This window comes from Streptomyces murinus (genome assembly GCF_002154555.1).
Lineage (GTDB): Bacteria > Actinomycetota > Actinomycetes > Streptomycetales > Streptomycetaceae > Streptomyces > Streptomyces murinus.
Genome location: NZ_MUNF01000195.1, coordinates 1 through 10,073 on the forward strand (window position 1 = coordinate 1; position 10,073 = coordinate 10,073).

Sequence of the window (10,073 nt, forward strand, 5' to 3'; positions counted from 1 at the left end):
CCGGAGCCGGGGCGGCGGCGGGGGCGCCGCTGCCGTCGTCGATCAGGGCCAGCTCGGCACCGACCTCGACGGTCTCGTCCTCGGCGACCTTGATGGACGCCAGCACGCCGGAGACGGGCGAGGGGATCTCGGTGTCGACCTTGTCGGTCGAGACCTCGAGCAGTGGCTCGTCGGCCTCGACGCGTTCACCCTCGGCCTTCAGCCAGCGGGTGACGGTGCCCTCGGTGACGCTCTCACCGAGCGCCGGAAGGGTTACGGAAACCGCCATGGTTTCGGTTGCTCCTTACGAATTGCGGAAGTCTGTGTCGTCGCGCCCGTGACCGAGGGCTCAGTCGTGGGAGTGCAGCGGCTTGCCGGCCAGAGCCAGGTGGGCCTCGCCCATCGCCTCGTTCTGCGTCGGGTGGGCGTGGATGAGCTGGGCCACCTCGGCCGGCAGCGCCTCCCAGTTGTAGATCAGCTGGGCCTCGCCGACCTGCTCGCCCATGCGGTCACCGACCATGTGGACGCCGACCACGGCACCGTCCTTCACCTGGACGAGCTTGATCTCGCCCACGGTGTTCAGGATCTTGCTCTTGCCGTTGCCCGCCAGGTTGTACTTCAGAGCGACGACCTTGTCCGCGCCGTAGATCTCCTTGGCCTTGGCCTCGGTGATGCCGACGGAGGCGACCTCGGGGTGGCAGTACGTCACCCGCGGGACACCGTCGTAGTCGATCGGGACGGCCTTCAGGCCGGCCAGGCGCTCCGCCACCAGGATGCCCTCGGCGAAGCCGACGTGCGCGAGCTGGAGGGTCGGGACCAGGTCGCCGACGGCGGAGATGGTCGGGACGTTGGTCCGCATGTACTCGTCGACCAGGACGTAGCCACGGTCCATGGCGACGCCCTGCTCCTCGTAGCCGAGGCCCTGGGAGACGGGGCCGCGGCCGACGGCGACGAGGAGGACCTCGGCCTCGAACTCCTTGCCGTCGGCGAGGGTGACCTTGACGCCGTCCTGGGTGTACTCGGCCTTCTGGAAGAAGGTGCCGAGGTTGAACTTGATGCCGCGCTTGCGGAACGCGCGCTCAAGAAGCTTCGAGGAGTTCTCGTCCTCGACCGGCACGAGGTGCTTGAGGCCCTCGATCACGGTCACGTCGGAGCCGAAGGACTTCCACGCCGAGGCGAACTCGACGCCGATGACACCGCCGCCCAGGATGATCGCGGACTTGGGCACGCGGTCCAGGACGAGGGCGTGGTCGGAGGAGATGATCCGGTTGCCGTCGATCTCCAGGCCCGGCAGCGACTTCGGCACGGAGCCGGTCGCCAGCAGGACGTGACGGCCCTGGACACGCTGACCGTTCACATCGACGGAGGTGGGGGAGGACAGCCGGCCCTCGCCCTCGATGTACGTCACCTTGCGGGACGCGATCAGACCCTGGAGGCCCTTGTACAGACCGGCGATCACGCCGTCCTTGTACTTGTGGACGGCCGGGACGTCGATGCCCTCGAAGGTGGCCTTGACGCCGAACTGCTCGCTCTCGCGGGCCTGGTCGGCGATCTCGCCCGCGTGCAGCAGGGCCTTGGTGGGGATGCAGCCCCGGTGCAGGCAGGTGCCGCCGACCTTGTCCTTCTCGATCAGGGCGACGTCCAGACCCAGCTGCGCCCCGCGCAGGGCCGCGGCGTAACCACCGCTACCACCGCCGAGGATCACTAGGTCGAAAACGGTGCTGGCGTCGTTCGCCACGTCACGTCCTCCATGCATGTGCGCCTTGCGCCGATCTCCGATGACCGGCGGGCGGCTGGTGTCCGGCCGCTTGATGCTTCGGCCCTTCGGTGGGGGCCCTGTCCTGCCGGGCTCCATCTTTGCACTTGTTGGAGGCGGACGAGACGCCGGGCTGGTGTGTGAGACGTCCCACTCCGGGCACGCCTCAGGGGCGCGGGGAGCTGCGGAAGCAGCCACCCACGCCCCTGAGGACGGGATACGGACCACGCGGCCCGAGCCGGCGGGCGGGCGTCAGCCCAGCTCACCCGCGGCGGTCAGCTCCACGAGACGCACCAGCGTACGGACCGCCGTGCCGGTGCCGCCCTTGGGCGTGTACCCGAAGGCCGCGCCCTCGTTGAAGGCCGGGCCGGCGATGTCGAGGTGCGCCCAGGTGATGCCCTCGCCCACGAACTCGCGCAGGAAGAGACCGGCCAGCAGGCCGCCGCCCCAGCGCTCGCCGACGTTGGTCATGTCCGCGACCTGGGACTCCAGGCCCTTGGCCAGGTGCTCCGGCATCGGCATCGGCCACGCCGGCTCACCGGTCTCCTCCGCCGCCTCGTACACCGCGGTGCGGAACGCGTCGTCGTTGGCGATGACACCCAGCGTCCGGCTGCCCAGCGCTACCATCATCGCGCCGGTCAGCGTGGCGACGTCCACGATCGCGTCCGGCGCCTCCTGCGAGGCCGCCCACAGCGCGTCGGCGAGCACCAGCCGGCCCTCGGCGTCGGTGTTGAGCACCTCCACCGTCTTGCCGCTGTACATGCGCAGCACGTCACCCGGGCGCACCGCCGAGCCGGACGGCATGTTCTCGGCCAGCGCCAGCCAGCCGGTGACGTTCGCCTCCAGGCCGAGCCGGGCCGCGGCGACGACGGCCGCGAAGACCGCCGCGGCACCCGCCATGTCGCACTTCATCGTCTCGTTGTGACCGGCCGGCTTCAGCGAGATGCCGCCCGAGTCGTAGGTGATGCCCTTGCCGACGAAGGCGAGGCTCCGCTCGGCCTTGGGGTGCGTGTACGCGATCTTGACCAGGCGCGGGGCCGCCGCCGAGCCGCCGCCGACGCCGAGGATGCCGCCGTAGCCGCCCTTGGTCAGCGCCTTCTCGTCGAGCACCTGCACCTTGAGGCCGTGCTCCTTGGCCGCGGCCTGCACGATGCCCGCGAAGCTTGCGGGGGTGAGGTCGTTCGGCGGGGTGTTGACCAGGTCGCGGGCGCGGTTCAGTTCCTCGCCGACCGCGAGGGCGCGGGTGAGGGCGCCCTTGTGGGCGGCGTCGCGCGGCTTGCCGCCGAGCAGCACGGCCTCGCCCAGCGGGGCCTTGCCGTTCTTGGCGCGGGCGCCCTTCGCCTTGCCGTTGCTCTCCTTGTAGGAGTCGAAGGAGTACGCGCCGAGGAGCACGCCCTCGCCGATCGCCTCCAGGGCACCGGGGCCGTCCACGGGCAGCGCGAGCGCGGCCTTCTTGGCGCCGGCCAGCGCCCGGGCCGCCGTACCCGCGGCCTTGCGCAGCACCTCGGCGTCGAAACCGGCCGCCGCGTCCTTGGTGTCCGGCTCCGCGCCCAGGCCCACCGCCACCACGAGCGGGGCCTTGAAGCCCGCCGGGGCGGGCAGCTTCGTCAGCTCGCCCTCCGCGCCCGAGGCGCCGAGGGTCTCCAGGACGCCGGCCAGGCTGCCGTCGTACGCCTTGTCCACGGCCTCGGCGCCCGGCGCGACGACGGGTCCCTTGGCGCCCTTGGCGACACCGATCACGATCGCGTCGGCCCGCAGGCCGGGCGCCGCGGCGGTGCTGAGAGTCAGAGCAGTCACGGTGGTGAATTCTCGCTTCCGATGTGAAGTTGCTTGGGGTGGGTCGACCGGGCCCGACAGCCGACCCTAGGTCCAGGTCTGGGGGCAGGTGGCAACCGGGGCCCCCGCCTTGTGAGGCGGGCACCCGGGACGAGAGTACGCGCGTGCCCCGCCGCGCTCATGCCCCCGGTGTTCACCCGTACGTGGCGCGGCGGCCCCCACCGCCCGCCCGGACAGGCCCTGTGACCTTCCCTTTCATGGTCAAGTGCCCCCTCGCGCGAGGAAGTTGCGGCCCGCTCCGTCAGGGTCCAAAGGCCAGCACCACGAGGGATGCCGTCGCGGCCGTCTCCGCGAGCGCGCCGAACACATCCCCGGTCACCCCGCCGAAGCGGCGCACACAGTGGCGCAGCAGGAGTTCGGCGGTGGCGAGCGCGAACAGCACGGCGGCCGCGGCGCGCAGGGCGCCGTACGGGCCGGACTCGGCACCCCAGGCGCCCGCGCCCGCGGTGCACAGCACGGTCAGCGCGAGCGCGCCCGGCACCGGCACCACCCCGGCGACGGCCGCCCCGAGCCCCTCGGGCCGCGCGGCCGGCACCCCGGTGCGGGCGGCCAGGGTGAGCGCGAGCCGGGCGGTCACCGCGGAGGTCACCGCCGCCGCGGCGCCGCGCGCCCACGAGTCGTCGTACGACTGCGCCAGCACGGCCACCTGGGCCAGCAGCGCCAGGACGAGGGTGAGCACCCCGAAGGGGCCGATGTCCGACCGCTTCATGATGCGCAGCGCCTCCTCGGCCGGCTTGCCGCTGCCCAGCCCGTCCGCGGTGTCGGCGAGCCCGTCCAGATGCAGTCCGCGGGTGAGGACGGCGGGTACGGCGACCGAGCCGACGGCGGCGAGCAGCGGGCCGGCGCCCAGGAGCAGCAGGAGCAGCGCGAGGGCGACCGAGAGGGCGCCGGCGACCAGGCCCACCAGGGCGGCGGCGAGCATGCCCCCGCGCGCGGCCCCGCGGTCCCAGCGGTGCACCCGTACGGGCAGCACGGTGAGCGTGCCGAAGGCGAACCGGAGACCGTCGAGGGGCGAGGGCGGCGAGGACGTGCGCATCGGCGCAGGTTATCCGGCGGCCCGGGGCCCGCCGTCGGCCGGGCGCCGGGGATAAAGTGCGCACATGGGGCACTGGTGGGTGCGGAACATCATCGAGCCGGGCAAGCTTCCGCTGCTGCTCGCCCTCACCGCCTTCGTGCTGACGTTCGTCGTCACCCGGGTGATCACCCGTCTGATCCGGGCCGGCAAGGGCCCGTTCCGCAATGTCAGCGCGGGCGGGCTGCACATCCACCATGTCGTCCCCGGGGTCGTGCTCACCGTCGTCGGCGGCTTCGGCGCGGTCGCCAGCGACCGGCACGGCGCCGGCGGGGCACTGGCCGCCGTGGTGTTCGGGATCGGCGCGGGCCTGGTCCTGGACGAGTTCGCGCTGATCCTGCATCTCCAGGACGTCTACTGGACCGAGGAGGGCCGCCAGAGCGTCGAGGCCGTGGTGCTCACCGCCGCCCTGGTGGGGCTGCTGCTCGCCGGGTTCGTGCCGTTCGGCGTCAACGACCTGACCCAGGAGGAACTCACCGACCGCGGCACCGTCATCGCCAACGTCGCCGCCAACTTCGTGCTCTCCCTGGTCGCCCTGAGCAAGGGCAAGACGCGTACCGCGGTGTTCGGCGCGATCGTGCCGCTGGTCGCGCTGGTCGGCGCGCTCCGCCTGGCCCGCCCCGACTCCTTCTGGGCCCGCCGCTTCTACGGCCGCCGCCCCCGCGCCCGCGCCCGTGCCACCCTGCGCGCCTACCGCCACGACCGCCGCTGGACCCCGCGCAGCCGCGCCGTTCAGGACTGGATCGGCGGCAGGCCCGACCCGGACCCGGCCCGGCTGCCCGGTGGCCGCCGCTGAAGCAGCGGGTGGGGGCGGTGCCGTACCGCCACCGCCAGGCACAGCGAGCCCACCGCCATCAGCGCGGCCAGATGCTCCTTGCCCGCCAGGTTCTCCTTGAGCAGCACCTCGGCGACCATCGCCACGGTCACCGCGCCCGTCGTGGCGTACGCGCCGTGCCGCCAGGCCACGAACACCGCCAGACCCACCACGGCGGCCGACGGGCCGGTGTCCACCACCTGCGCGTCCGTCCACGGCAGCCCGAACGGGGCGTGCGCGCCGAGGGTGATGCCGAGGCGCGCGTACAGCGTTCCGGCGAGCGTGGCGAGATACGCGATGAGGAGCGTGCGCCACCAGCCCAGGCACAGCTCGGCGATCCCGAACACGAGCAGGATCTGCGCCAGGGCGCCCCACACCGGCAGGTCGAGGGCGGGCACGAACAGCGACAGGGGGGTGCGCAGCAGGCTCAGCCACAGGGGGTCCTCGGCCCGGACCGCGCCGAGGCTCTGCACCAGCCGGAAGCCCCACGGCCGGTTCTGCACGAACTGGAGCAGCGCGGTCAGCAGCACCGCCGCGGTGGTCATCGGCATCGCCCACGGGCGCGGTCTCAGCAGGGGCCCGCGCACGGTGCCGTACAGCGGTCCCCACTCGGCGCGGGCCCAGCGAGTGAGCGATCCCATGCGAAAATCCCTACCCCGGTACGGTCATCGGCGCGCCCCCAGCCGTCCCCGGTGCAGCCACTTGGGCAGTCCCGGGGCCTCCAGGAAGCCCTCCGCGCGGGCCGAGGCGAGGCCGATGCGCGGCAGGTCCGCGCTCTTCTCGAAGAGCAGGAACCGCGGCTCCCAGATGGGCCGGTACTTGGCGTTGGCGCGGTACAGCGACTCGATCTGCCACCAGCGGGAGAAGAAGCTGAGCAGCGAGCGCCACAGCCGCAGCACCGGTCCGGCGCCGAGCCGCGCACCACGTTCGAAGACCGAGCGGAACATCGCGAAGTTCAGCGAGACCTGTGTGATCCCGATCTCGCCGGCGCGCCGCAGCAGTTCGATGACCATGAACTCCATCAGCCCGTTCTCACAGGCGCGGTCGCGGCGCATCAGGTCCAGCGACAGCCCGCTCGGGCCCCAGGGCACGAAGGACAGCAGCGCCCGCGGCCGGCCCTCGGCGTCCGTGCACTCCAGCATCACGCACCGGCCGTCCGCCGGGTCCCCGAGCCGCCCCAGCGCCATGCTGAACCCGCGCTCGGTCGCCCCGTCCCGCCAGTCGTCCGCGCGCTCGACCAGCAGCGCCATCTCGGCCGCCGGGATGTCCTCGTGACGCCGTACGCGCACCTCGTACCCGGCCCGCCGCACCCGGTTGTACGCCTGCCGCACGGTGCGCATCGCCCGCCCCTCCAGGGTGAAGTCGGCGACCTCCACGAGTGCCTCGTCGCCGAGCTCCAGCGCGTCCAGGCCGTGCCGGTGGTAGACGGTGCCCGCCTCCTCGCCCGCCCCCATCACCGCCGGGATCCAGCCGTGCTCCCGCGCCTGTGCCAGCCACGGCACGATCGCGCCCGGCCAGGCCTCGGGGTCCCCGAGCGGGTCCCCGGAGGCGAGGCTCACCCCGCCGACCACGCGATAGGCGACGGCCGCCTTGCCGGTCGGCGACCACACCACGCTCTTCTCCCGGCGCAGCGCGAAGTAGCCGAGGGAGTCCCGCTCGCCGTGCCGCTCCAGCAGCGCCCGCAGCCGCCGCTCGTCGTCCGCGGTGAGCGGGTCGACGGCGCGCCGGGAGCGGAAGGCGGCGTAGAACACGGCGAGTACCAGGGCCGTACTGAGCACATTGATGACGACGTTGGCCCAGGTGGGCGGGGCGATGCCGGGGAAGTGGCGCTCGTCGGCGGAGACCGAGACCAGGCGCAGGGTGCCGTAGTGCCAGCGTTCCCAGAACGTCGAACGGGCCGCGTCCGGCGCCTGGTTGGTGGCCGTCACCAGCAGCCCGGCCAGCAGGCTGGCGGCCAGCCCGCCGCCGACGGCGACGGTGGCCGCGAGCCGGGGGTTGGCGCGGTCGCCCTTCGCGTAGAACTCCCGCCGCCCCACCAGCAGCGCCCCGACGAACGCGGCCGTCAGCACCAGCGACACCCAGTTCTGCGCGTACCGGTGGATCTCGGGGAAGGCCATGGCGAACGCGAACAGCGCGAGGAAGACGCCGCTGAGCACGAGGTTGAGGATCCACGCCGCGCGCTTGCGGCGCCGCATCGTGATCGCCAGGAACGCGGTGAACACCCCGGAGGCGAAGCCGGCGGTCAGCAGGTACGGCGTGAAGAAGTCGTCCTGGTTGTGCCGGCGCACGTCCTGGTACAGCGAGACCCACACCGCGGTGAGGAAGTTGATGAACGCGACGACCCGCAGGTACCAGACGGCGAAAGCGGCGGCCTTGGAGGACACCCCGCCCGACCGCCGCCCGGCCGCACCCGACCGCTCCGCTTCGACCGACCGCTCCGCCACCACGCGCGGCGGGGTGGCAATCCGGGCATCTCCCATGGTGATGGATCATATGGGGGTTGCCTGAACGAACGGCACTTATCGCCTCTCGGGGCCGGCTGTTTCCCGCCGACTACGCTTCCCCGGCCGCCGGCTCCCCGTCGGCCGCCGGCTCCGTGTCCGCCGCGGCGGTCTCCGGCTCCTTGTCGGCCTCCGGCTCCCGCTCCGGCATCTCCGCGGCCAGTGCCGCCGCGGCCTGCACCAGGGGGAGTGCCAGCAGCGCGCCCGTGCCCTCGCCGACCTTCACGCCCTGCTGGAGCAGCGGTTCCAGGGCCATCCGGTCCAGCGCCTTCGCCTGTCCCGGCTCCCCGCTGTCGTGCGCCGCCAGCCACCAGTCCGGAGCCCGGAACGCGACCCGCTGCGCGACCAGCGCGCACGCCGCGCTCACCACGCCGTCCAGGATCACCGGCAGCTTGCGCACCGCGCACTGGAGCAGGAACCCGGTCATCGCCGCGAGGTCCGCCCCGCCGACCGTGGCCAGCAGCTGCGCCTGGTCGCCGAGCACCGGCCGCGCCCGGCGCAGCGCGTCCCGGATCGCCGCGCACTTGCGCATCCAGGTGAGGTCGTCGATCGCGACGCCGCCCCGGCCGGTCACCACCGACGCGTCGGTCCCGCACAGCGCCGCGATCAGCACCGCGGCCGCGGTGGTGCCGCCCACGCTGATGTCGCCGAGCACCACCAGGTCCGTACCGGAGTCGGCCTCCTCGTCGGCCACGGCGATACCGGCCCGCAGCGCGGCGTCCGCCTCCTCCGCGGTGAGCGCGTCCTCGATGTCGATACGACCGCTGCCGCGCCGCACCCGGTGCCGCCCGACGTCCTCGGGGAGGTCGCCCGGGTCGCAGTCCAGGGCCATGTCCACGACCCGGACCGGCACCTGGAGCCGGCGCGCCAGCACGGCGGCGGGGCTCGCGCCCTCCAGCACGTTGCGCACCAGCTCCCGCGCGCCGCCCGCGGGCCGCGTCGAGACGTCCAGTTCGGCGATGCCGTGGTCGCCGGCGAAGAGGATCAGCCGCGGCCGTTCGACCGTCCGTACCGGTACGGCGCTCTGCGCGGCGGTCAGCCACTCGCCCAGCTCGTCCAGGCGCCCCAGCGCCCCCGGCGGCACGATCTGGCGCTCCCGCCGGGTCTCGGCGTCACGGCGCACGCCCCCGTCCGGGCGCTCGATCAGATCGGTGAAGTCGTCCAGATCAATCCTGCTCATTCGCCGAACAGTACCGCCAGCGGGCGAACGGTTCCGCGCCACATCGCCACCACGACCCGGCGATGTCATTGCGTACAAGATCGCCATCCCATACGTTCCGTTTTGCCGCGAAATGTCGCACAGGGAGTCGCCGTCCATGCCGACCTCGCCCCGCACGCTGAAGCCCCTCCTCCGACGCAGTTTCTACGAACACCACTTGGCCCGGATCCGGCACCGGCTCACCGCCCGTGCGCTGTCCTCGCTCCCCGGGCTCCCCGAACCGGAAAGCTGGCTGGATGTGGACACGGGATACGGCCATTTCCCGGAGGCGGCGAAGCGGTACTTCCCCTACACGAGCTTCGACGGCATCGACCCGACGGACCGCGTGCGGCGGGCGCTGGCGGAGGACCGGGTGGAGGAGGCGTACCGGGGCCGGCTGGCCGATGTGGCGCCGGGGCTGCGCGCCCGCTATGACGTGGTGAGCGTCCTCGGGCCGCCGCCGCACGCTCCGGAGGCCGAACTCGACGCGGCGTTCACCGTCCTGCGCCCCGGCGGCCACCTCGTCCTGGGCGCCTGCTGGTCACCGGCCGACGTGGAGGCGCTGGCCTGCGCGGTCCTCCCCGGCACCTTCCGGATCCCGTTCCTCCACCACCACCGGTTCGTGGCCCGGAAGGACATCGCGCAGCCGCGGCCGCACCAAGGCTGACCGCGCACCTCACGGAGCTGTTCGGCTCACCCCCGCAGGACCACGGCCTGCCCCGCCACGATCAGCAGCACCTGCTCGCACTCCGCCGCGAACGCCGCGTTCAGACGCCCCAGTTCGTCCCGGTACCGGCGCCCGGACGCCGTCGCGGGGACGATCCCCGAGCCCACCTCGTTCGACACGGCCACCACCGTCCGCCGCGCGCACCGCACCGCCTCCGTCAACTCCCGCAACCGCTCCCGCAGCGCCTTCT

General features: G+C 73.2%; 10 protein-coding genes. 2 read left to right on the forward strand and 8 right to left on the reverse strand.

The features are described 5' to 3' along the window. The 4 genes from CCN72_RS13935 to CCN72_RS13950 form a co-directional block, all read right to left on the reverse strand. On the reverse strand, positions 1-268 hold a 268-nt coding region (locus CCN72_RS13935; protein WP_341868877.1), incomplete at its 3' end, for a biotin/lipoyl-containing protein. A gap of 60 nt (positions 269-328) precedes the next feature. Then, positions 329-1,717 (reverse strand): dihydrolipoyl dehydrogenase, encoded by a 1,389-nt coding sequence (gene lpdA, locus CCN72_RS13940; protein WP_086807805.1) that lies wholly within the window; start codon positions 1,715-1,717, stop codon positions 329-331. A 270-nt stretch (positions 1,718-1,987) separates the two neighbouring features. Next, on the reverse strand, positions 1,988-3,532 hold the full coding sequence (locus CCN72_RS13945; protein WP_086807806.1) for a leucyl aminopeptidase: 1,545 nt from the start codon (positions 3,530-3,532) through the stop codon (positions 1,988-1,990). Between the two features lie 280 nt (positions 3,533-3,812). Continuing rightward, positions 3,813-4,607, reverse strand: coding sequence for an adenosylcobinamide-GDP ribazoletransferase (locus tag CCN72_RS13950; RefSeq protein ID WP_086807807.1), 795 nt, complete (start codon positions 4,605-4,607; stop codon positions 3,813-3,815). A gap of 64 nt (positions 4,608-4,671) precedes the next feature. Here CCN72_RS13950 and CCN72_RS13955 point away from each other — a divergent pair, with 64 nt between their 5' ends. Next, positions 4,672-5,439: a hypothetical protein gene (locus tag CCN72_RS13955; RefSeq protein WP_085564372.1), complete on the forward strand. Its 768-nt coding sequence runs from the start codon at positions 4,672-4,674 to the stop codon at positions 5,437-5,439. Here CCN72_RS13955 and CCN72_RS39960 read toward each other — a convergent pair. The 3 genes from CCN72_RS39960 to cobT all read right to left on the reverse strand — a co-directional run bounded on the left by CCN72_RS39960 (position 5,376) and on the right by cobT (position 9,138). Next, positions 5,376-6,098, reverse strand: a complete 723-nt coding sequence (locus CCN72_RS39960; RefSeq protein ID WP_158101351.1) for a hypothetical protein — start codon at positions 6,096-6,098, stop codon at positions 5,376-5,378. The genes CCN72_RS13955 and CCN72_RS39960 overlap by 64 nt on opposite strands. A gap of 24 nt (positions 6,099-6,122) precedes the next feature. Next, a complete protein-coding gene (locus CCN72_RS13965; RefSeq protein ID WP_202441662.1) occupies positions 6,123-7,937 on the reverse strand; it encodes a phosphatidylglycerol lysyltransferase domain-containing protein in 1,815 nt (604 codons plus the stop codon). 73 nt (positions 7,938-8,010) lie between these two features. Then, the gene (gene cobT / locus CCN72_RS13970) at positions 8,011-9,138 is read right to left on the reverse strand and encodes a nicotinate-nucleotide--dimethylbenzimidazole phosphoribosyltransferase (protein WP_086807808.1); all 1,128 of its coding nucleotides are present in this window, start codon (positions 9,136-9,138) and stop codon (positions 8,011-8,013) included. A 136-nt stretch (positions 9,139-9,274) separates the two neighbouring features. Between cobT and CCN72_RS41525 the strand changes: the two genes are divergently transcribed. Then, positions 9,275-9,823 carry a methyltransferase domain-containing protein gene (locus CCN72_RS41525; RefSeq protein WP_086807809.1) on the forward strand — a complete coding sequence of 183 codons (549 nt, stop codon included), beginning with the start codon at positions 9,275-9,277 and terminating at the stop codon, positions 9,821-9,823. Positions 9,824-9,849: 26 nt separating this feature from the next. Here CCN72_RS41525 and CCN72_RS13980 read toward each other — a convergent pair. After that, positions 9,850-10,073, reverse strand: a 224-nt coding sequence (locus tag CCN72_RS13980) for a bifunctional adenosylcobinamide kinase/adenosylcobinamide-phosphate guanylyltransferase (RefSeq protein WP_208638001.1), incomplete at its 5' end; no start/stop codon positions are given.